The sequence below is a fragment of the Polynucleobacter sp. JS-JIR-5-A7 genome, assembly GCF_018687935.1.
Lineage (GTDB): Bacteria > Pseudomonadota > Gammaproteobacteria > Burkholderiales > Burkholderiaceae > Polynucleobacter.
Window position 1 is genome coordinate 1,530,717 of sequence record NZ_CP061308.1, and the last position, 21,373, is coordinate 1,552,089.

Annotated in this window: 32 protein-coding genes; 5 read left to right on the plus strand and 27 right to left on the minus strand. The window is 43.3% G+C overall.

What is annotated here, in order from left to right; all coding sequences use genetic code 11:
• Positions 1–36 precede the first annotated feature (36 nt).
• Complete coding sequence (pmbA, locus tag AOC29_RS07940; RefSeq protein WP_215295379.1) at positions 37–1,383, minus strand: metalloprotease PmbA; 1,347 nt, start codon at positions 1,381–1,383, stop codon at positions 37–39.
• 26 nt (positions 1,384–1,409) lie between these two features.
• Between pmbA and mog the strand changes: the two genes are divergently transcribed.
• Positions 1,410–2,033: a molybdopterin adenylyltransferase gene (mog, locus tag AOC29_RS07945; protein WP_215295380.1), complete on the plus strand. Its 624-nt coding sequence runs from the start codon at positions 1,410–1,412 to the stop codon at positions 2,031–2,033.
• A 5-nt stretch (positions 2,034–2,038) separates the two neighbouring features.
• Here mog and orn read toward each other — a convergent pair whose 3' ends face one another.
• On the minus strand, positions 2,039–2,623 hold the full coding sequence (orn, locus tag AOC29_RS07950) for an oligoribonuclease (RefSeq protein WP_215295381.1): 585 nt from the start codon (positions 2,621–2,623) through the stop codon (positions 2,039–2,041).
• A gap of 168 nt (positions 2,624–2,791) precedes the next feature.
• On the opposite strand from orn, the gene AOC29_RS07955 reads away from it, so the two are divergent.
• From AOC29_RS07955 to AOC29_RS07965, 3 genes are read left to right on the plus strand one after another with little or no spacing between them, the layout of a single operon-like run.
• Entirely contained in the window at positions 2,792–3,070 is a 279-nt protein-coding gene (locus AOC29_RS07955) for a hypothetical protein (RefSeq protein WP_215295383.1), read from the plus strand.
• A gap of 32 nt (positions 3,071–3,102) precedes the next feature.
• Positions 3,103–3,468 (plus strand): hypothetical protein, encoded by a 366-nt coding sequence (locus AOC29_RS07960; RefSeq protein WP_215295385.1) that lies wholly within the window; start codon positions 3,103–3,105, stop codon positions 3,466–3,468.
• Positions 3,469–3,473: 5 nt separating this feature from the next.
• Positions 3,474–3,698, plus strand: a complete 225-nt coding sequence (locus AOC29_RS07965; RefSeq protein ID WP_215295387.1) for a hypothetical protein — start codon at positions 3,474–3,476, stop codon at positions 3,696–3,698.
• A gap of 338 nt (positions 3,699–4,036) precedes the next feature.
• Here the strand turns inward: AOC29_RS07965 and AOC29_RS07970 are convergent, their stop codons facing one another.
• From AOC29_RS07970 to AOC29_RS08075, 22 genes are all read right to left on the minus strand, one after another.
• Entirely contained in the window at positions 4,037–5,044 is a 1,008-nt protein-coding gene (locus tag AOC29_RS07970; protein WP_215295388.1) for a hypothetical protein, read from the minus strand.
• 9 nt (positions 5,045–5,053) lie between these two features.
• Positions 5,054–5,743: a hypothetical protein gene (locus tag AOC29_RS07975; protein ID WP_215295389.1), complete on the minus strand. Its 690-nt coding sequence runs from the start codon at positions 5,741–5,743 to the stop codon at positions 5,054–5,056.
• A 68-nt stretch (positions 5,744–5,811) separates the two neighbouring features.
• Positions 5,812–5,973, minus strand: coding sequence for a hypothetical protein (locus tag AOC29_RS07980; protein ID WP_215295390.1), 162 nt, complete (start codon positions 5,971–5,973; stop codon positions 5,812–5,814).
• Entirely contained in the window at positions 5,970–6,671 is a 702-nt protein-coding gene (locus AOC29_RS11345) for a complement C1q tumor necrosis factor-related protein (RefSeq protein WP_215295391.1), read from the minus strand. Before AOC29_RS11345 ends, AOC29_RS07980 begins: the two co-directional genes overlap by 4 nt.
• Positions 6,672–6,738: 67 nt before the next feature.
• The gene (locus tag AOC29_RS07990; protein ID WP_215295392.1) at positions 6,739–7,041 is read right to left on the minus strand and encodes a hypothetical protein; all 303 of its coding nucleotides are present in this window, start codon (positions 7,039–7,041) and stop codon (positions 6,739–6,741) included.
• Positions 7,038–7,502 (minus strand): hypothetical protein, encoded by a 465-nt coding sequence (locus AOC29_RS07995; RefSeq protein WP_215295393.1) that lies wholly within the window; start codon positions 7,500–7,502, stop codon positions 7,038–7,040. Before AOC29_RS07995 ends, AOC29_RS07990 begins: the two co-directional genes overlap by 4 nt.
• Positions 7,503–7,812: 310 nt before the next feature.
• Positions 7,813–8,160, minus strand: coding sequence for a hypothetical protein (locus tag AOC29_RS08000; protein ID WP_215295394.1), 348 nt, complete (start codon positions 8,158–8,160; stop codon positions 7,813–7,815).
• A 251-nt stretch (positions 8,161–8,411) separates the two neighbouring features.
• A complete protein-coding gene (locus tag AOC29_RS08005; RefSeq protein ID WP_215295396.1) occupies positions 8,412–8,705 on the minus strand; it encodes a hypothetical protein in 294 nt (97 codons plus the stop codon).
• Positions 8,702–9,253, minus strand: a complete 552-nt coding sequence (locus AOC29_RS08010; protein ID WP_215295398.1) for a hypothetical protein — start codon at positions 9,251–9,253, stop codon at positions 8,702–8,704. The genes AOC29_RS08005 and AOC29_RS08010 overlap by 4 nt, the downstream gene beginning before the upstream one ends.
• Before the next feature lie 282 nt (positions 9,254–9,535).
• A complete protein-coding gene (locus AOC29_RS08015; RefSeq protein WP_215295399.1) occupies positions 9,536–9,859 on the minus strand; it encodes a hypothetical protein in 324 nt (107 codons plus the stop codon).
• Between the two features lie 166 nt (positions 9,860–10,025).
• Positions 10,026–10,349 (minus strand): hypothetical protein, encoded by a 324-nt coding sequence (locus tag AOC29_RS08020; RefSeq protein ID WP_215295401.1) that lies wholly within the window; start codon positions 10,347–10,349, stop codon positions 10,026–10,028.
• Position 10,350: 1 nt separating this feature from the next.
• Positions 10,351–10,536: a hypothetical protein gene (locus tag AOC29_RS08025; protein WP_215295403.1), complete on the minus strand. Its 186-nt coding sequence runs from the start codon at positions 10,534–10,536 to the stop codon at positions 10,351–10,353.
• Between the two features lie 133 nt (positions 10,537–10,669).
• On the minus strand, positions 10,670–11,803 hold the full coding sequence (locus AOC29_RS08030; RefSeq protein ID WP_215295405.1) for a helicase RepA family protein: 1,134 nt from the start codon (positions 11,801–11,803) through the stop codon (positions 10,670–10,672).
• Positions 11,804–11,934: 131 nt separating this feature from the next.
• Entirely contained in the window at positions 11,935–12,957 is a 1,023-nt protein-coding gene (locus tag AOC29_RS08035; protein WP_215295407.1) for a hypothetical protein, read from the minus strand.
• Between the two features lie 528 nt (positions 12,958–13,485).
• Entirely contained in the window at positions 13,486–13,671 is a 186-nt protein-coding gene (locus tag AOC29_RS08040) for a hypothetical protein (protein WP_215295409.1), read from the minus strand.
• Between the two features lie 808 nt (positions 13,672–14,479).
• Positions 14,480–14,815, minus strand: a complete 336-nt coding sequence (locus tag AOC29_RS08045) for a hypothetical protein (RefSeq protein ID WP_215295411.1) — start codon at positions 14,813–14,815, stop codon at positions 14,480–14,482.
• Positions 14,816–14,827: 12 nt separating this feature from the next.
• Positions 14,828–15,181 carry a hypothetical protein gene (locus AOC29_RS08050; RefSeq protein WP_215295413.1) on the minus strand — a complete coding sequence of 118 codons (354 nt, stop codon included), beginning with the start codon at positions 15,179–15,181 and terminating at the stop codon, positions 14,828–14,830.
• A gap of 12 nt (positions 15,182–15,193) precedes the next feature.
• Positions 15,194–15,562 carry a hypothetical protein gene (locus AOC29_RS08055; RefSeq protein ID WP_215295414.1) on the minus strand — a complete coding sequence of 123 codons (369 nt, stop codon included), beginning with the start codon at positions 15,560–15,562 and terminating at the stop codon, positions 15,194–15,196.
• Between the two features lie 96 nt (positions 15,563–15,658).
• Positions 15,659–16,204: a hypothetical protein gene (locus AOC29_RS08060; protein ID WP_215295416.1), complete on the minus strand. Its 546-nt coding sequence runs from the start codon at positions 16,202–16,204 to the stop codon at positions 15,659–15,661.
• 6 nt (positions 16,205–16,210) lie between these two features.
• Positions 16,211–17,782, minus strand: coding sequence for a hypothetical protein (locus AOC29_RS08065; protein WP_215295418.1), 1,572 nt, complete (start codon positions 17,780–17,782; stop codon positions 16,211–16,213).
• A gap of 2 nt (positions 17,783–17,784) precedes the next feature.
• Positions 17,785–18,867, minus strand: a complete 1,083-nt coding sequence (locus AOC29_RS08070; protein ID WP_215295420.1) for a DNA cytosine methyltransferase — start codon at positions 18,865–18,867, stop codon at positions 17,785–17,787.
• Positions 18,868–18,905: 38 nt separating this feature from the next.
• Positions 18,906–19,262, minus strand: coding sequence for a polyhydroxyalkanoate synthesis regulator DNA-binding domain-containing protein (locus tag AOC29_RS08075; protein WP_215295422.1), 357 nt, complete (start codon positions 19,260–19,262; stop codon positions 18,906–18,908).
• A gap of 73 nt (positions 19,263–19,335) precedes the next feature.
• Here AOC29_RS08075 and AOC29_RS08080 point away from each other — a divergent pair, with 73 nt between their 5' ends.
• Complete coding sequence (locus AOC29_RS08080) at positions 19,336–19,647, plus strand: hypothetical protein (protein ID WP_215295424.1); 312 nt, start codon at positions 19,336–19,338, stop codon at positions 19,645–19,647.
• Here AOC29_RS08080 and AOC29_RS08085 read toward each other — a convergent pair whose 3' ends face one another.
• The 3 genes from AOC29_RS08085 to AOC29_RS08095 are packed head-to-tail and all read right to left on the minus strand — an operon-like array spanning position 19,648 to position 21,286.
• Positions 19,648–19,821 carry a hypothetical protein gene (locus AOC29_RS08085; RefSeq protein ID WP_215295426.1) on the minus strand — a complete coding sequence of 58 codons (174 nt, stop codon included), beginning with the start codon at positions 19,819–19,821 and terminating at the stop codon, positions 19,648–19,650.
• Entirely contained in the window at positions 19,818–19,985 is a 168-nt protein-coding gene (locus tag AOC29_RS08090) for a hypothetical protein (protein ID WP_215295428.1), read from the minus strand. The genes AOC29_RS08085 and AOC29_RS08090 overlap by 4 nt, the downstream gene beginning before the upstream one ends.
• Entirely contained in the window at positions 19,982–21,286 is a 1,305-nt protein-coding gene (locus AOC29_RS08095) for a site-specific integrase (RefSeq protein ID WP_215295430.1), read from the minus strand. Before AOC29_RS08095 ends, AOC29_RS08090 begins: the two co-directional genes overlap by 4 nt.
• Positions 21,287–21,373 lie beyond the last annotated feature (87 nt).

Consider the following 21,373-nt stretch of genomic DNA (forward strand, 5'->3'; position numbering starts at 1 on the left):
GTATACAGATTCTGTCATTGAATTCTATAGCGAGGTTTATTTTCCGCCAACTGTCATAGAACCGAGCAGAATCGAGCCAGTTTCTTTGGTACCCCGAATTAAGGAATCACTTCCAATCAACTCAATATCTAAGAGCATATCGCGTAAATTACCTGCAATCGTTACCTCTTCCACTGGATATTGAATCTCACCATTCTCAACCCAATAACCAAATGCGCCACGTGAGTAATCTCCCGTTACATAATTCACGCCCTGCCCCATCAACTCAGTTACCAATAAACCAGTACCCATTTCTTTTAATAAAGCAGGTAGACCGCCTTTAGGTGTTTTCTTGCTTTGCAGAGTCAAGTGGTGTGAGCCGCCTGCATTACCAGTAGTTTTCATTCCCAATTTACGCCCTGAATAGGTCGACAGAAAATAACCCTGCAAAACACCTTTATCAACTACAGTACGCGCGTTGGTCTTTACGCCCTCTTCATCGAATGGTGCGCTACCGGACATGGCTTTGAGATGGGGATTCTCAAACAGACTGACGTGCTTAGGCAATACCTGCTTACCCAAACTATCGAGCAAAAAACTAGAGCGACGATACAGAGCACCCCCAGATACTGCCTGCACTAAACTACCTAACAAACCCGCAGCCAAAGGAGCCTCAAAGATGACCGGGCAGCGCCGCGTAGTCAATGACCTTGCCTTTAAACGCGATAAGGCGCGCTGGGCAGCGTACTGACCGATAGCTGCAGGATCAGCTAACTCTGTTGGTATACGCGAACTCGAATACCAATCGTCCCTTTGCATAGGAGATTTTTTCCCGCCCTCACTTGCAATCGGCGCACATGAAATATAGTGGCGTGAAAATGGATAACCCCCCATAAATCCAAGTGAGGTACCCATCATGAAATGCGCGTGATGTGCAGATACTGAGGCGCCATCACTATTTTGAATTTGCTTGCTCACTGCAAATGCCGCGCCCTCCGCAATCCGTGCAATTTCTACAGCGCGTCCTGCATCAATATCCCAGGGGTGAAATAAATCAAGATCCAGTGGATTTTTTTCTAGTAACTCTGCTTCGGCTGGTCCAGCGCAATTGTCTTCTGCTGTGTGTTGGGCAATGTGATACGCAGCATCAACGGTCGCCTTCAAAGACTCTTTTGAAAAGTCACTCGTACTGGCATTGCCGCGGTGGTGCCCCAAAAATACCGTCACCCCTACTTGCTTGTCCAAGCTTTGTTCAATGGTTTCGACTTCGCCTTTACGAACGGTTACCGAGAGGCCTTGACCCTCCGATACTTCGGCTACTGCATCCGAGGCGCCCCTTCTTTTGGCCTCTTTGAGCATGAAATTGATAATTTCTTGAAACTGGCTAGATGAATATGTAAACATGCCCTAATAATAGCTAGAATAGAAATATGAAGCATACCGAAACCTCGAAGCGTAATACCCCAAACGAAGTCAAAATTGGTCTAATCTCGATCTCAGATAGAGCCAGTAAGGGTGTTTACCAAGATGAAGGCATTCCAACCCTGCAAACCTGGCTGATGAAAGCCATGAGTAATCCCTGTGTTTTTCATGAACGCCTGATTGCTGATGAGTCTGAGATCATTACCGAAACCATTGTGGAGTTGGTTGATGAGATGGGTTGTGACCTAGTCCTCACCACGGGTGGCACCGGCCCCTCTCGTCGCGATGTCACCCCAGAGGCAACCCTAGAGGCGGGAACCCGAGAAATGCCTGGATTTGGTGAGCAAATGCGTCAAATAAGCCTCAAGTTTGTACCAACGGCTATTTTGTCTAGACAGACAGCGGCCCTGCGTGAAATCGAAGGACATGCGGCTCTCGTGATTAACCTACCAGGGCAACCTAAGGCGATTGCTGAAACCCTAGAGGGCCTCAAAGATGAGAACGGCAAATCAATCGTGCCCGGAATCTTTGCTGCGGTGCCTTACTGTATCGATCTGATTGGTGGACCGTATATCGAGACCAATGAAGAAGTCATTAAAGCCTTTAGACCCAATAGCGCTATTAAAAAATAAATTTCTTAGGGTAGCGGTACGATAAATTTATCGCGGTAATACTTCAGCTCTTCAATCGATTCTTCAATATCCGCTAAGGCAGTATGAGCCTGTTGCTTGGTGAAGCCTTTCACCAACTCTGGATGCCAACGTTTACATAACTCTTTCAGAGTGGAGACGTCGACATTTCGATAATGAAAGTAGGCTTCTAACTTGGGCATGTACTTCGCCATAAAGCGACGATCTTGACCAATAGTATTTCCGCACATCGGAGCAATACCCGCTTTGATGTACTGCCTCAAAAAGGCAATGCATTCTGCCTCTACTGTCGCCTCATCCAGTATCGATGCCTTGACCTTATCAATCAGCCCCGAGCGCCCATGGGTACCTTTATTCCAAGCATCCATGGCATCTAAAAGTGCATCATCCTGATGCACCACCCAAACAGGTGCCGTAGCAATGGTATTGAGGTGGGCATCGGTCACAATAATGGCGATTTCTAGGATACGCTCAGTTTCTGGATCTAATCCAGACATCTCCATATCCACCCAGATTAGGTGCTCGCTGGCTGGTGCCGTCTTTGCTGCTGCAGTATTCGTTTGTTCGCTCATATCTATAATGATTTCATAACTCATGTCAAACGGACACGAGAGGTATATTGGGTATAGGACAGTAATTTAGCTTCTCATGAGAAGATACCAAAAAGATACCAAATAACTGTGTTCTTTTTCGCCCGTCTATATAAAATAAGTTATTCCTGAAACAAACAAGGAATACGTATGTCTATTAGCAAGGTTGAGAAAGAATACATCACTGAATGGCTATGGGATTGGATTACAGATTCATTCGCCGAGCACCTTGATAACAAACCTCTTTTGCGAAGAATGAGTTGTTCGAGCAAATGTCTCAAGTGGATGTTGCGAAATTACGAGGCCTGTCCTCATCCCATAGGTGATTATCCCTTGGGCGAAGTAACACCATTATTTATCGAAGCATCTGAAAGAGCGGCAGAAGATTTTGATCTATGGGCTTATGGCGAGCTACCTCGCTGGTTATAGAATGTAGAAATTAAATTAGCCGAAAGTAAAGTATGAAAAAGTTTTTATTTGCCCTAGCTCTGTTGGGCCTAGTCCAATCGGTAAATGCCAAAGTAATAACTCTTTCATGCGACTGGATTAATTTAAAAGGCGGGACTAACACCACTGATATTTCCATGGATACAGACTTGCAAGTTGGTAGTGCAACGACTAATGGAAAGTTGGATGGGACAGGAAAACTCTATAGCGATGGGGAAGATTACTGGTTTACCGCAAAGGATTTAATTAGCCGTCAAAAGTATCAAGTAAATAGAAATACACTTTCTATGAAACTGTCTTATATTTTAGATAGCGGTATTGCTAATAATAGCTTTCAAGGTCAGTGCAAACAAATCGTTAAAGCACAGCCAAAGATCTAACGTATATGGCTACGAAACTTACAAAAAAAGAATTGCGTGAATACGCTATGGATCGCATGTTTGAAGTATTCGGTGGTCAAGATGACTTTGAGTCTGAATATTCAATGATGGATGAAGAACTGGCCTCTCTCAAGACGAAAGAGGCAGTGGATGAGTATGTAGATTTACTACTCGAACAATATAAAGAACACTTTGAGGATTGGATGCCCGAGCCTAAAGCTTGGGAGTAACCTTCTGTTCTAGGGATTTAAAGTAATCTGAGTTGAGATAAACAATCAACGCCTCTCGAAACATCGTTTGTGGAGATTTATTATTGGCTTGATTAACTATCAACGCTTTCATAAGTTTCTTTGTGGGTAGATTCAAAATCAACTCAATCTCCTTTAGTAAGTGGGAATAAATAACATTCCTATGGACTATGTTTCAAATCCATAGGGTGTTACATATTACTGACTAGCAAATAGCTCACGCAGTGATTTGCTCACCCGCACTGAATAAGTTATTTCTTCGCCAGATTTAATACATGAGATCTCAATTGGTAGGTTTGATTTGTTCGTCAGAACGATCATTACTTACTCCAATCTTTGATTAGGGCTTTACTCATGGGCAAAACCCAACCGCTACGCTCAATGAAGGCACGGTCGTATTCTTCTTTGTTTGTAACTAGACGTTTACGTTGCTCCATAACATCTAACTGAAGTAAGCCGGCATTGATACCAAACTTGTTTCGATCGACGCCCTTCTCACCGCGCTTACCCCGTGGCCCTTGGTCTCCCATACGGCCTTGGTTAGTAGTATCAATCATCCATACGGTTGGAGTGACACCGTAGCGCTTCTCACCAACAAACTCACCGAAGTTGTTAGTTAAATACTCATCACCAGAGAAATCGCGGTCAACAAGAATTGTTCCGTCTTGAATGTATTCAGTAATGGCTTTGAACTTATAACCACTTACCTTATCCATTCCGATTTCAAATCGGCGTTGAATACCATCGTTGGGGCTATTAAATAACATTAGCGCCCTATCTTCTGACAACTTTACGAAAGTCACATCGCGTGGTGTAACCATTTTCTGTCTATCACGCACATCTTCTTCAAGGAAGCGGAACGGTTGGACATTCTTGGCAACACACACCTCTACGGATGGGTCTGTTACATACACACGATAGTGTTCGGCCTTACCTAATAAATGGACATCAAAGTTCCCACATAAGTTCTTTATGTTGGCGGACTTCTTTGACTTGCGCCAAAAGAGTTCGGTTTCAAAGGATGATTTACTGATTAAACCGGTGTAGGCATTGATTGAAAGCGCGATGGCATGGTCTAACTTGGAATAAACCAAGTGGGACTTATCCATACTCTTCACAACCTCTTCGCCAAATAAGAAGTTGAGATTGGTATCGGTTGATAACTCATTGACTATCTTGGTCGCTAAGTCGCGTGGACTTGTTGAGCCTTCAAGTTTGGAGAGTTTCTCGATTACCAAGCGTCTTAGCTTCTTATTAAAGCGAAGATTTTCGGTTGCGGCGGCGGCTTTTGGGTAAAGCGCGCATAACTGACTAATTGTCTGTGACATAGCGTCTCCTTACTTGGAGATGCGTTGGGCGTCACGGATAATCTTCTCGCGCTTAGTCTTCTTATCGCCCAATACGGCTTTGGCCTTATTCAAGGCGGCGGCAGTTTCGAGGGTGTCGTTGGTCATACCGCTAAATCCGGCATTGGCGATCATCTTGCCCTGTTCGATACCTTTGCGGAGGATTGACTGGCGCATAGACTTTTCCATCTTGATCGCTTTGAGTTTCTCTAGCGGAGCGGAAAGTTGTGGCTCAAGTAAATCTAAATCGCGAAGGATTGCAGAAGATTTGGCATACAGAGATTTGCCAACCATTAGAGTATCGCCATTACTGGACAATACGCTTTCGGCGGCATCTTTATAAGCGTTAGCGAGAGCCTTCACTTGGTTGCGAAGGTTTTCAGTTTGTAAATACGCCGGTGAGAATGACATCGCCTGTTCAATATTGTGGCGTGTAGCCGCAGTGAAATGGGATGTTGTATCTCTGAATAGTGCGCTAACACCTTTAGTGTCGTAGCGCTCGGCGTCGTCGTAACGTAAAGCGTTCAAATCATTAAGTTCGTGTTGGACACGATGAACTACTTCCAATAAGTTATCAACTGTCTTGTGAACAGAGGCCTTATCGGTTAGGGGCATAGTTGCGGTTTCGCCGTCAACGAGAATAATGACTTGATCGCCGGAGCGTTTTAATTTTAGTGACATAAATAATCCTTTTATTTAGGATTGATAAACTCCATACACGTTCGCATGAAGATTGGTGTTAATAAGATTTAGATAGATGCGAGTTGCACATCAGTTGGGCGGGCAAGTGTTGGGTGATTCCAGAACTTGACGTAAGCGCCTTGACCATCGTCTTGTAGCGAGATAACTGAGTTGAAATCTTCGTCAGTTAAAGCGGGATAAAGGGATAGGATTTTTTCGTATAGGGTCATACTAGGCTCCTTATAAATGCACCATCAAAATATGTATCGGTGTAATCAACGGATGCCGAGGTAGCGCTATGTTGGACATACAACTCAAAGTAATCACCAACAACACCGCTAACAAGCGCGGAGCCGCTACTGTTTGAATTGCCAGTAGGGATTACGAAGCCGTTTACCAAGAGCGTTCCATTCTTATACAGTTTGGATTGCAAGTTGGTTGCGGTAGTGCCAACTCGCACACGCCAGTTGAAGAGATATGCGCCATCGGTAGCTACAACAAAGCGTCCATCATTAGCGGCAGTAAAACCGTTGCCGATATTGAATGTTGTATCTTTCAAATAAACCTTTGTGGAGGTATTTTGTTGGATAGATTGGTTTGCTGTTGGTGAAGGTGTAGCGCGAAAAGCGGGACCACTTGAGCCACCACTGCCACTACCATCGGCGCCGGCGGGACCTTGTGGGCCTATATCGCCTTTAGGGCCTTGCTCACCTTGAAGACCTTGTGGGCCTTGCTCTCCGGTATCGCCTTTAGGACCTTGCGGACCAATTGGACCTTGCTCGCCTGTTTCGCCTTGTGGGCCAACAACGGGTGGCACGTCTTTTGGTATTACATCCCAAGCGTAGCCATTCCATTTATATGAGATACCCGTATCACTTGTATATATGTCGTCAAGCGATGGATTCTCTGGGAAATTTAAAACTGCCATATGTTCTCCTTATTGAGGAGTAATAGAACTCCATGCGATCTCGCATAGAGATGATTTATAAGATTTCTTAGACTTCTTTACTAAACTTATCCGCTAGGCGGGATAAATCAGGAGGTGGTCGATCGCTCTCTATATCGAATAACTCCAACTCGAAAGAGAAGGCGCCATCTTCATACATGCGATATAGCTTCCACCAAAGTTTTGACCGAAAATCATTGAATGAATAAGGCTCAAGTTTGCGTGGGATTGGCACTTCATTTCGCCACTCGTTGTAGGCGCATTGAGCGAAGCGCTGAAGAATGTAAGCACCTTCGGCATCTAACTCTAAAGGACCATACCAATACTTTTCCGGGTGTTTTTTACGCCTCATTGGGCCAAGTCCTTAACAATCTTCATTACGATTGTTGGGGCAGTTTCATATAAAGCGCGAATAACGTTGTTCCAGTTTTCGAACTCGATAACTGCGGCGCCATTTAAATGGCCTTTATCAACCAAAGATAGTTCGACAATGTCGCTATAGATTTGATACTTGCCCACAATCTTGTCGATTGGTGCGCCAATTGATACACATTGATTTGGAGGCAACTCCTTATCGGTATTAATTAGTGCAGTTACTACGCACAATTCTGTTGTATCTGAGATTTCAGCGCATGGGATGAAAGCCAACTCGGCAAAGCCAAGCGGCTCTGTTTCATACTCATGATGATCTAGTAGCGGGCATAGTTGAGTTTTAGGTGCGTCTTTCTTGCGTATTACTAAATCTCTTGTGCCATCAACGCAATCGATGAAAGGATGAGTGGCTAAGGCGATATATTGGTTTTGTTTGGTCATAGTTGATAGTTTTTTCTTATGTCTGAGAAGTAGAGAAATGGGACGCGTGCCTCCATCCGCTTTAGCTTGTCAAAGAAAGATAGCTCTCGATCTGCTAATAACTCGTCGGTGATCTTTTTATAAATCGGGGAGTTGGAGAAATAGATGCGGATGGCGTCGGGCTCTTGGTCAACGTAGTCTTGCAAGGTTGAGACAATCGCCCACTGAGGGATATATAAATCTATAGTGGATTTATTCTTTATTACTACTTTGAGTGAAAAGCTGTTATTTGGGTTATGTAAGATTGAGGCATCAAATGTGGGATGTCGCCTCATTTGCGGTAGTTACGTGGGTGGAAGTCATCAGCGCAAAACACATTAGTAACAGTGATATCTGGTCTAAGTTGCAACAACTCAGAATTTTTACGACTCCATGCAACGGATGCGTCGGCTTTGAGTAACTCCCACTCATCTTTGAAGTTGACGTCACTAACAAAGACGGTAATTTCTTTTATTGTGAAGTCTTGATTGGCAAATCGAGCCGAAAACTTATTGACGGTAGACTCGAAGTTGTCATACAGCGCTACATAACTGCTAATAGTCTTTTGTTTAGGACGACCGTTTGAGCGTAACTCTGGTGTTTCAACTACAAAAATTGCCATGAAGTATTGATTAATCATTCTCACTGTCCTTTGCGATAAGTTGTAATTTGATGTAACCGCTATCGGGGCGATGTGGGTCAACGAATTGAGATAAATCAATCCCATGACGGATAAGGACGAACTCACTATCGGATTTGTGGTCAAGTAGGATGGCACCAATCTTGATGGTGGCACCGGTTTCTCTAAACCTTGCTACAAGGATTGCGGAGGTTGAGACATTGGGGTTAGGTGTTTTGTTCTGTGGCATTTTTTACTTTCGTGTTTATTAGTTACTCAAACTCAGCGAAGTTATCGGCTTCGAGAAGATTCGCTTGTAGGAGCTTGTGATTAATTTGTGAGAGCAGTCGATCTTCATTAACAAAGGAGTGGTTTTGGTAAACCAAATCGCTTTCGGCAATTGCGCTAATTTGAATGCGAGCGTTAATCCAATCGATTGCTAGATCTTTTGCTTCGGTGGCTTCGTAGCCGGCTTGGAGTAATAGGCGATAGGCGTATTGGATGTAGGCACGTGTTATGTAGTGCTTTGCGCCCTTGCTATCGACAATTACGTATTCGTGGGTCATTGGGTAATACTTTCTAAAGGTAAGTCATCCAAGAAGGCGGTAGCTTTACGGCGGGCTTCTATATCTTTGATATCCAACGTCTGTGCGTCAGTGGTTGAGTTTGTGGATTTCGAGAGCACTAAATTTGCTACCTCTCGGGAGTTGGTATTCATGGCCTCACTCCGCATGGCGGAACCGTTTAACTGTGCGGCGCTAACACCTAGGCGGGTAGTGAGGGTGTGCAACTGGGTTACTACCGAAGCGCAAGCGGTGGAGATCTCTTTAATTGATTTGATATCGCTTGGGAGGAGGATCTCTTTGGCTAGGTATTGGGTTTGTTGCGATGTAAGGTTTGCGAGAGTTGCCTCAAGACGGGCTAAAACGATCAATAGGTTGATTTCGTTTTTATTCCAAAGTCGAGGTGCTCTACATGCCAAGTAGGTAAAGGTTTTCTCGGCTACGGTTTGGGGTTCATCGATTACGAGGCTTTGGGTGTATTCGACTAACGCCGAGAAGTCGGCAAAGATTTGAATACGGCCCGTTACTGAGTTGGATTTGCTTTTAGCCATGGATTGCTAGTTCTTTCGTTTTGGTTACGGGTTGAACGGGTGAGATTGAGCGCAGAAGAGGCTCAGATCACTTCTGATTGGTAGTTAATATGGTTCTATTCCCGGTAGATTCGGGAGTGACTGGGTGAAACGTGGGTGATCCGGATGCGCTTTGGGTCGGCCCGATGATCACGTGCGTGTGGAAAACACCTCCGCACAGGTTACGAAGCAGTGCACCCATTTTGCGTATAGCCGCCTACTTCTTTATGGGAGCCCGCTTGTAGCGTTTAAGGCGTTTTGTAATTAATGGAGCACTGGTTTGTTGGAGTCTGTTTGGTTGTCCGCTTCGGTTGCTACCCTGTTGGACACGTCTTCACCGACTGCACACGTAACACACTCATCACTAACGACTACATCGAATGCAAGGCCATTAGTGGTGGCTATACCGCATACACAATACTTCTGATACAGACCTAACTGTTGCTCTTCATTCTCCACTACCGTTAATGTGTCATGCACGGTATCTAATACGATACCCACAGTAGTATGTCCTTCATCAGTTGTTGTTACGTTCCACACAGCAGTTACGACACTACTACCATCCTCTGTTGTGAATAGCTGTGGCACTATATCTAAGTAATTGGTAATGGTATTTGATACATCTATTATTGTTGTTGTGTTCATTAGGCTCTTTCTGTTAGCTTCTCTACTGCGTATATGGATACGGTATTACCGATGCGGGCGTAGGTAACTACACGATCGGCGTATTTAATTGAATACATGTTTGTTGTTCCTATCGAATGATTGCTTTAGTTAATACATTCATGGCGGACTTAAAGTCATCCTCTAAGTCATCTACATCTGTGGGTATGTAGTCGAAGCCGAACTCTTTATGGTTGGCTAAGGCAATCACATCATCGATTGAGTTGAGATCGCTCACCTTCCCAAAGACGATGTGGTTCTTATTGCCGTATCGCTCTGTAAAGAGTTTGGTTACGTGTAGTGAATACCAACTAATAGAGTGTGGAGTGTCTTTATGTCGCTCTACGGTTATCTCGTTGGTGTCATTGTCTAGATAGACGTTGATTAGGTTCTTGTGCCATGCGATTTTTGGCATGTTAGCGAACCTCCATCATGGCATCGGCTAGCTCGTAAACGTGCTTTGCTAGTCTCTCGTTAGAAATGCCGTCTTCGTAATAGGACTTTTCGGCAAGAGCTTCAAGAGCTTTGGCGGCGAAGTAATCACGCAAGGTCATACCTCGATCTGAGTGAGATGGATACGCGTATTGGGTCTTAGTAGACATAAGTAAGTCTTTCTGAAATAGGTGAAATAAATGAATAAAGCCCACCGATGACATGAGCCAAGGGAGGGCGTTTGGAAGTTCTGGTGGAAGTTCTGCTATATAAATATATTAAGAACTTTGAACTTAGTGCTTGCTAGAAGTCAGATTCAGGAGGTGACTTATAGTTTGCTGCGAACTGCGTTAACGGCAGGATGGCTATGCCTGATTTGGGAAGCTCTACTTCGGCTACCTTAAACAACCAATCCCGATACTGAGGGTAGTCTTGCTTGGCTATGCCGTAAAAGCGAGTAAAGGATGCAGTATCAAACTGTTTAGATATCTCTGATACTTCAGCTTTACCGCCTCTTCCTATTTTGAACTCAATCTCTTTGACACTTTCAGAGAGGTTAATCAGCTTTTGAGCGATTTTCTCGTAAATGCTTTTAGATTTGATCTCGGCACCATTTGAAGCAAGGTGGCGATACTCATCAAGAGTGTAGAGTTTTAGGATAGGAAACCATATGTCTTCTTTGGTCCACTCTCCATTGCGACTAAGAGCAGATTGAGAGACTGTTCTACCACCGGCAATACAGACCTCATAAATACGAGTTTGCCGTTTCTTATTGGCGATTACTCGTGGGATGTTGAGATCCATGTCCCATGAGGAGATGAACGAGGCCTCAAGGTTGGAGACAAGCGAACTGCCGCCGGCACCATGAACGATTACGCCTTCTTCAAATCCGGCACGACCGCGTTGAAGGCCTTGTTCGCCTTCTGAAGTCTTTCCGGTGTGGTGGACTGTAACGGTTGGACATTGAAGGCCTTTAATCAATTTAGTTAACTGACTTAAAAGACTATTGTCATTCTCGTTATCAACGGCGAAACAAAAGCGGAGTGTATCGAAGTAAATAACTGGCTTTACCTCGTAAGTGCCTTCTCCGATTGTCATGGGCTTTTGGACGGTCATCTCTTCGATTAATAGACCTAAAGCGGAGACAAACGCTTCTTCGCTAGCATGATCAGATGGAAGTCCTGTTACAAGTAAAGAGGATTCGAAGATTTCTGTGATTTCTTCGTTACTGCATCCACACTCCTGTAAGTAGGTCATCATCATGTTAGTGAACTGGTCGGTATCCTCAGAGATGTAAATAACCTTGCGAGTATCACGGACGGAGACGTTAATGCACTCTTCGTGAATGTAACCGAGCATGGCGCCGATCTCGCCGACGTTGCTAAAGGTCTTCTTCGCTTGAGTGTGGCCAATTTTGAGGTTGTTACCTTCGGGCATGTAGCCATCGATTAACCATTCGGTCGCTTTGATCTCTTTTGGGAGGATTCGGGACGAAAGAATTCGGTTACGGAAGGTTACTGTGTCCTGTGTTGGGATGGGCTTTGATAAATCTAAGTCGTTAAAAGCGGTCATGCTACTACCTCGCCTTTTACGATTCGCATCGCTTTGCTGAAATCGCCATTACATTCCAAATGATGTAATACATCGAATGGAGAGATAGCGATACGGCCATACCAACTACCGCCAAGAGGTCGAGGCCAATCATTGCGTTCAGCTACTTCAATCATCTTATGCATCAAAAGATCGGTTTCGTGATGGATAAAGACGATGTTGTCGCTTACTACACACGCGGCACTACCGCTACTAGATTGAGGTGAGAGATATCGATCGCCGATACACTGGTAATCGTTTCGCTCTAACATCACTCTAATATCCATGCGCTCGTTGAACACATCGATTGAGCCATTTTGAGATGGATTTATCTGTGAGTTGTATTTGCGGAGGCGCTCGGTTTCTTCTCGCTGAAAACGAAGGTCTTCGGCTAAAGGTTCGAACTTGGATACATTTATCGCGTTACCGTTTAGGTTGATTTCTGATGTGTATGCTTTGGCGTCTTCTGCGTGTGAGGCAATGTAGAAGATGCGAGCCATATCGCAACAGGAACCATCTAAAGCAAAGTCAAACTTACTGTTTAAGCGGGACCATATCACTTCGTAAAGGTCTTTCTCGTGCTTTGCAATGGGACGAGATAAAGGTATTACGATTCGCATTTTATGGTGATCGCTTGAGTGGCTAAAGGAGGTGTAAAGAACGTAGGCGAGATTGAGTTCTTTCAAGATCGCTTTGACATCGCCAAGGGATTTGTAAGGGACCTTGCTATCGTTGTTATCTACATCTAAGCCAATTGCAGTTACGGATTTCATAGCGTCATATCCACGCATGGTTTTATAAAGTTCGCCAGTTTTACCATTAGCCTTCTCGATTACTTGAGTTGAGGATAGTTGGATAAGTTGAGCGTCTTGTTTGTTTGCGTAGGTTTTGTGACGGGAGATAAACTTTGCCATCTCTTGCCATGAGGTTGTGTATTCGCGCCCAAGATAGCTTTTGGCGCTTGGGAATACGGTGTAGGTTACTTTTGAGTTAGCTAGCATGACCCGTAATCTCCTCGTTGCGTTCTGCTACATTTCGCAAGGTGTCGTTCCAGACCACTGCTCTTGAGTAAGTTAGATATGCGTTATAGGCACGTCTAAGTAAGAGTGAGTTTGGGTCGTTGTTTGGAATACTGAGGATACGGGCTTGAGCGGACTCAAGGGAGCGAAGAAGCTCCGGTTCGTGTGCGGCTAGGATATCCGTTGCAGATGATAGGTTGATGCGTAGGAGATCCTTGACCTGATCGTGTAAGGTTGATTTCATGTGAAACTTTCAAGTGAAATAAAGTGAATCTCACCTTAGTGGCGAGAAGATTGCGGTTCAACCGCTGATAAGAGATAGGTGTATTTCTTTAAGAGTTCTAAAGGGCATCGCAAGCTACAGTAGTAGTCCAGACGCTCCATAGCACTCTAAATGCTCGCTTTAGAGCTTGCTCTGCTAGTTCTTAGTTTTCAAAGTTCTATATGTATTTATATAGCAGAACTTCCACCAGAACTTCCACCAAGTGTGAATGGATGCACCGGCGAGAACTATGCCTTTAAGGCTAAATCCAAAGCTCGGTTTACTGCGGCAGTTTTGGATAGGATGATTTCTCGTTCCTTATCAATACCGAACTTCTCAAGAACTGCAAATAGCTTAGATTTCTCTACTTCGCAGTGGATATAGGTTGTATCTTCACTCGGGATGAAATAACCCCGATTGTCGTATTGGGTCATTGGGACCTCCTTGGGTGTAATTTGTGTAATCGAAACTTAACCATCCGCAAAGGGGGATGGCTATATGCCGGTTTTCGGCTTGTCTGTCTACTACTTAGGAATCAGCACTTTGGGTGTGCCGGTGATAGTCTTTATCTATAGGTATAACATTTTTAAAAGGCCTTTTGAGGCACTCCGGAGATGCTTTATCTATAGCGGTAACATGTTGCCGGAGAGGCTTATTTGCTCTTTCTTTTAAGTATAACAATTGGTATTTGGAGGCTTTTGGGAGGCTTAAATCTCGCTACCTATATGCAACTATTACCGGCTGTAAAAATTGAGCACCGGAGGCCTCTGGTAGAAATTCCTCATAAAAAAGGTTAATTCTGATGCACCGGAGTGATGTTTTAAAAGGTCACTTTTGATGCCTACCTATCATTTTTATTGTTTCTTTAGAAACATTTATTTTTGACTGATTTTGGTCAGTTTTGGATTTTCCATGGAAAACTCAACATTGGATCAGTTTGAGTTAACCAAGGTTAATCCAAGTGAGATTTTGTGATCTCAGTTAGGTTTTGAGCTCTTTTCTTTTAGAGAGTATTCAAATCAAACTAGCCTAATCCCGCTTCCTTCTATATAGGGAGTCCTCAAAGTTTCACCATGTGGTATATGAATCCAGAGGCCTCCGGTTCACTCCGGATCGACCGGGTGATTAGCCATAAGCCAACTATGTTGGTATATACATCCTTCGAGTTTGGGTGTCCCTCGGCCTCACGTGGTGACTCTGGAAGTGAAAAAAAGGCCTACCCTTTCGGATAGACCTTAAGACTTACGCTGTCACATTTAAATTAAACCACTGCTCACCATCTCCAATATTTGAGATTTCATGCCTTAAAGCGTATTCATGCGCTAAATAATGGTGCGGGAGATTGTCAGTTACGTTATCCGCTATTGCCTCAACGATGTAATCGACAGCGACCAAATCCATCATTCTCTCGCTTACATTGTTTGTCCATTCTTGCTCTGTCACTCCAAGATTTTCAGTGGCAAATGTAATTAGTGCTTCTTGATACTTTAATTCAGCCATTACCATTGCTTGTTGGTGTCGAGCCATTTCTTGATTAAATAAATCTACAACTTCTTTTTGTGTCAATTTTGTATTCATAATGTTTATTCCTTATTGGTTAGAAATATTTGCCATTTCTTTCATCCTATTTTGAAAGCGGTCTTGCAATATTTCCAAAAGAGAGATGTTTGGGTTGTCTTCGAGTTTTGTCAAAATCAACAACTCTAAATACTTCGATGGATCCATTGCCGCACGGGCAACTTTCTTACCGTCATTTTGGATAGCTAAATTAAGCCCCGCTAAAACTGCCTCGCTACTTCCTGAGTAACCAAAGTGTTTCACTGCGAAGTCTGCATAAATACTCGCTAATTTGACGTTATGTTCATGGATAGCGTCATAGTGCTCTTTAGTTGGTAGTGCCTCGTAAAGGGCTATGAGGTCTCTATCGATTTTGATTGTGTTCATTTGTTTATTTCCTTATTTAGTTAGATTTTTAGTATTAGGGTATTTCAAGGCGACAGATATAAAAGTAAAAAGTGATTGCTCAACTCTTTCCAAATAATCTTTGTCATCTTTCTTTTCTATAGCGAGAGCAATGATTGCCTCGATTACATCTTCTTTAAGTTTTTTATTGAATCTTTTTCGGATGATTGAAGCTTTAAAGCTGTCTTTATCATCAATCCCCTTTACTAAAGGGATACCAAAGTAATCTGATTCAAATAAATACAGGGTTTCCAATAAAGCACTTCTCAACTTATTGCCTGAATTTAGACTTCGTGTTTCAGCTTTGTCTAATAAAGCATGAAAGGTGTTTTGTGCGTCCGTGAATGTAGCTCTTGTATTCATATTGGTAATTCCTTCATAAAAAGTAGTGAAAAAGAAACGATATTGTTTCCTTAACGATACAAACTATGAAGCCAATATATATAAGGATTTAAGGTGTTATAACCTTTTCCTTTTTGGTGGATATGTGGCTTTAATACCATCGAAGATGGCTTTAATCGCCTCTTTATCTACCTTGCTACTCATAATGTGGCGCTTGACCCAGTAAGGCATGAATAGGCGCTCATAGCCTCTTGGATTGTTATTGGCCTCATTACCATGCACATACCATTTATTACGTATGGCACTGAAGTCGGTATACAACTCCATGAATGGGAATCCTTTACGAACTCTAACGAAGTGAATGTAGCAACGAAGGTCGGTCATTGGGTTTATCTCTTCGGGCTCTTGCTCTTCTTCCGAATCCCAATCCTCTTCCTCTTCGTCACTTATGTCTTCATACATACCTTGAGCACCACCATTGGCATACCAAATCTCTTGGAGTTCTAAACGCTCTTTACGGCGTTGAGATTCAATAGCTCTTAGGATTTGCCGACGATCACCTTCGCAGAGTCGGGCGATGTCTTGTAGGCGTAAAGGGACTGACGAGGTTTTGATTAGCTCTATTGGGTCTTTAGACCACGAGATGGGCTTCTTGTTTGCCACAATGAATTACGAAATCAGATTAACTGGCTTACTCGATAACTTATTGGTAACGGCACTGGCATTGCCGATAAGAGCGGGATCACTACGCATATCGTTCAACCCATAAGCCGATATCAATGTAACTGGCACGTGTTTATCGTTGTATATGTCTTGCGCCCTAGTCGTTGCACCGGAGCCAATTAAGTGAGAGATATAGGCAACAAACTTGAGTTCAAGATTGCGTGAGCCATATAGCTCATAGGCATGCTTAACGTAATTGTCCTTAGCCTTTGATACGTCTTGGGATGGCAAATCATAAACATCCATAGATTTAGTATCGATAATTCCACACAGATTTCTACCAAGCTCTACAACAAACACATCCATGTAGCCGCCTGTTCCGGCTCTTTGCTTTCGACCAATCCAAGTAGACTCATATCCGAAATCAACTTCAAATATCTTGGTTACATTCTTTTCGAAGGCTTCGGCGGTAGTTGTGCCGCCTTTAGATAACTCAACTAGACGATTATTCACATAAGTATCGGAGCTATTGATGATCGGCTGTAAAGCATTAATCACGGCATCATAGCTAATACCCAATTCAACGGTCATCTTCCTTGCAAACTCAGTGATATCTCTTTGTGTTGCTGGTAATTCAACATCCTTGAGAAATCTTTCGTAAATAACACCGCTTGCCGTATCTAGCTTTGGCAGTTTGAATGGCATTAAAGAGCGTCTTGTGTCTTTTGAAGAATCTTTTCTGAGGCCATATTGCAGTTGGGCTTGTAATGGCTCTAGCTTATCGAAATCAACGAATGGAACTTGCTTTACTTCATTGAGAACTGGAATGATATTGCGACCAATGAACCATCTTGTCTTATCTTCCTCAACAACGCGCTCTTCAATCATGCCGGCGCCTTGCAAAACATTCTTAAACGTATTGGCAATATCTTTAATATCGGCCAAACGCATATCGTATGGTGTATCAATTGTTTTGGTGGTGCGTAGATATTCACCATCGGGTAATACAGAAGCAATCCCATTCTTTCTTGCTAAGAGGATCTTTGCTTTGCACTCATCATACGTAGCGTGATTATGGCCAAATACAACAGGCACTTCCATATCAACATCGGTTAAGCCATTGAGTTCCGGATCTTGCATCAAATCAAGTAATAAAACGAATGGCCTTACTTTGATAGATGGATCGATGTTTACATTGCGGCCAACTGAATATTGGCATGGGTATTGAACTTTAAGGATTTGCCAAATAAAAGTATTAGCAAGATCTTCTAGTTCAACCGCGGCTAAGCCGGATTGAGTAAGAGATAGATTGCCTTCTTTATCCTTGTATAGCAATCCCAATAAACGTAACTGCGCTTCATACGTTCTAGCGCCACCGCTATTCTTATCGCGTTGATTGCCGCCACCTTTAAGGCCATAGTCTTCTAATAACTTAGCAAAGTGATTTTGTTGTTTTTGATCGCCCGTCCAGTTGGATCCTAGTTCGGATGCCACAACCATTGCCTTCAAGAATAAGGCCGTCTCTAATGGAAGAATACGGCGCTTATTGCGTGGAAACATCCATATTTGGCGATACATAGTTACTCGATATTTGCCGGCACTGATTTGTAATCAATACCTTCTAAAGTTTTGATAATCGCTTCAAAGATAACCTTTGCACCTTCGGGCGGAACAGCCATACCGATTTGTCTTCTGATAGCTTCTTTATTACCTTCAAATACAAAGTTATCTGGAAAGGTTTGTAAGCGAGCGCGCTCTCTATTCGTCAATGCTCTATCTTCTGACCAGTGATAAACGTGAGTGCCACCACCGCCGGAACCGGTAATTGTGTAAGCCGGCTTGGTTGGATCTAATCTCTTATAGATTTGGCTAATTTGCGCGCCAGTTACATTTAATTTCAAATGAGGCGGCAAGTTTGCAGTCCAAGCATTCTCGCCGGGCTTGATGTGTTGCAAGCGCTCAACGACTCTTGGATGTTGCTTTGTAAGGTCGTGGTTATCGGCACCCTTCTTAATCGGCGGCTTCTCAATAGCCTCTTTACACGTCTTTTGCTTCTTGATGTGCGTTGGTGCCGGTGGTTGGAATGTTTTCTTTAAATCTTTACGAATACCAACCATGATTACACGGTGTCGTGCTTGCGGAACTCCATACTCTTCAAACTTATAAAGATGTGGAGTGATTGTGTAACCTTTACCGGCATTGGAAAGGTCGTCAAGAATCTTGATTAAGGTTTTACCTTCATTGGCACTACGAATACCACCGACGTTCTCAGCAATAAAAAACAGTGGGTTGAATTCATTAAGGATTGGTAAGCCGTATGTGTATAAAGGGCCGAAATGCCCATCAATACCTTTATGCTCGCCAACCAATGAGAAGTCGTTGCATGGAAAGCCATAAGCAAAGCCATCAATCTTCTTTGATATCTTGGCTAAATCTTTAGCGGTTATCTCTCTTACATCCGAAACTATCGCGGTCTTTTCATCCGCGCCTTTAACGTTGCGTCGATATGTAGCTACAGTTTCATCGTGATAATCAACAGCCCAACCGTGGACAAGTTCTACATCACTGAAATCCTTGATTGTGTCATTGGCCATTTCTGCGCCAATTGCAATACCGCCGGGTCCTGAGAACAACTCACCTAATATTAATTTTTTCTTAGCCATCTTTTGAGTATATTTTGTTTGCTTTTAAAAAGCAGCAACTATTTACTATCTTCTGTATTCTTTTTGTTTGCACTGAGGGTTGACCAAATGCCAGTCAATATTTGCAAGCCTTGATCCAATGAGTTGGTTAAAAGTGCTTGCATTGGGTTTCCATAAAACCTAATAATCATCTTCATTAAATCTTCACTGAAAAGAGGTTCTCCAACAAACGACTCTTCCATAATGATGCTAACCAATACCTCGCGTGTAACGTCCTCTTTGGTTTTGTTATCGAGAACAACGATGTCGCGCCCTTCCATAATCTTTAAACGAAGATTGGGAAAGGTTACGTAGCAACTGTTTTCAGTATCGTAGAGCCTTCTATTTGGGTATTTGACGTAGGTGATCGGTTTCATAGCTAAAGTCCAGTTTCATCAGTGTAACAAGCCATAAAAGGCTTAATATAGACCTATTAAATAAGAGGGCTAGATGATGAAATTCCTTACTTTTGGTGTCTTTTTGGGCCTATTTACCCAACTTTGTGGCGCTCAAGCGATCTATGACGCTAATGGCCAATACAAAGGATATTCACAGACAAGCCCAAGCGGTGTGACTACGACTTACACGCCATCCGGTCAAAGTGTGGGGTCATCACAGGTGGATAACGGGCAAACGAGCTACTACTCACCCAATGGCGCATACCAAGGAACGAATACGGCTACTCCGGCTCCGATGCAACCCAATACAACCATCAATACACCACGCCAAGCGCCTCAAGCGCCAGTGATGAAGGGTTGGTAATTAATCCTCGAAGCGCTCTCTAGTCTCTTCGGGCTTAGGTTCATTCAATAAGCCTAAACGTTTTAATCTACGGCGCTCTTCATCGGCACGAAACTGCGCTCTTTCTTCGGCGAGTTCTTGCTCCCAACCCTTAATCGGCTTAGGATTCATTCTCCCAACGAATTCAACGGTCATTTTGTATTGTTAGCCTTATAGCGGCGCTCACGGATCTCAAACTCGATAGCCTCATCCATAACCTTCTTGCGCTCAACAATTACTTTACCGGTAACTACTTGATTAGATTTCAGTAAATCTTCCAATGTTTGCTTTGGTGGTCTAGGTTTTTTTGGCTCAATCATTTTGCTTCCAACCACTCAATCGCTTTACTCATAGCTATAGTTTTATTCTCAATGTTATAGCCCAAACCGTAGTATTGAGTCATAGATTTTTGAGAAGATGACCAACCAAGAATAGATTCGGCAAGCTCTTTTTGCACCATAGCATTTGACATAGCGGTGTTGAGCAAGTGGCGCACTGAGTGAACCATGATCTTAGCGGTATCACCCTCTTTAGCAAACTTAGTTTTTAACCAACGGTTGTAATACACGCTAGCGGTGTTTGATGTTTCAGCGTAACTTGGGAATAAATATGCATTCTTCGCTTTGCCATTACTTGCGGCAAGCAAGCCCTCGCTAACGCTATCAACACAGATCGGTGTTTCTCGGACAGAGTTTGAATTTTTTAATCTTCTACCGTCATGGACCACAATTGCGATAGAAGTTACCTTCTCGTCTTTGATAACTAGATCGCTTACCCGCAAAGCGCATATCTCGGCAAGACGCGCACCAGTGGCAAAGATGGTTTGAAGGAGTAGTTGGCGCTCGGGCGTCATATCAGTGCCACTCATTACCTCTTGCCACATTTCCTTGGTTAAACCGTTTCTATCATCTTTATCGTCAATCGTTACTTTGAATGAAGCGAATGGATTTGTAATACCAGTCATATCGCCTTCGATGATGGCGGTCTTAATTACCTTTGCGATCGATGAGATATACGTCGACACGGTAGTTTTCTTGTAATCTTGCGAAATCAACCAGTCATAGAATTGATTGGCGTTTTGACGGCGTAATTGAGATAGCTCCATATCGCCAATAAGAGCGATTAGCGCCTTCATAGATTTCTCAGCGTCATAAGAAGAGCGACCACGCTTACGAGTTGCGGTCATATATAAATCTAAGGCAATTGATAAGGTGTGGGTATTCCTACCAGTAACGATTCCAACAGCTTGTTTATAGGCTTGTGGGAATTGGTCGTATTCAAGCCCATCACCCTTGGCAATAAAGGCTTGATTGAATGGCTCACCAAACTCGTCTAACTCTGTGGCTTGGAGTTTCCGGACGGGCAACTCATAAGCCTTTAAAACATCTATAGCGGTCATATTGGGCGCGCTACGTGATCGGAGGAGTTGGACCCTTTGCTCATAGTAATGCTCCAACTGAGCGTGTTTTATGAGCGCCTCTTTCTTGTTATTTCCAAGCCGTGTTTTGATAATCGTTTTATTATTGAACTCATTCTTTAAATCATCCGGGACATTCCATCGATGGGTATACGTTTCACCATGAAAGACGCTTTGGCGGATGAATAGATTCTTTAGCTTCATTTGGAGATTATAAACAATCTCATGACAAAATACCAAAAAGATACCAAATTAATACTTAAAGCCTATACAGGGTATGACTCAGGTGTC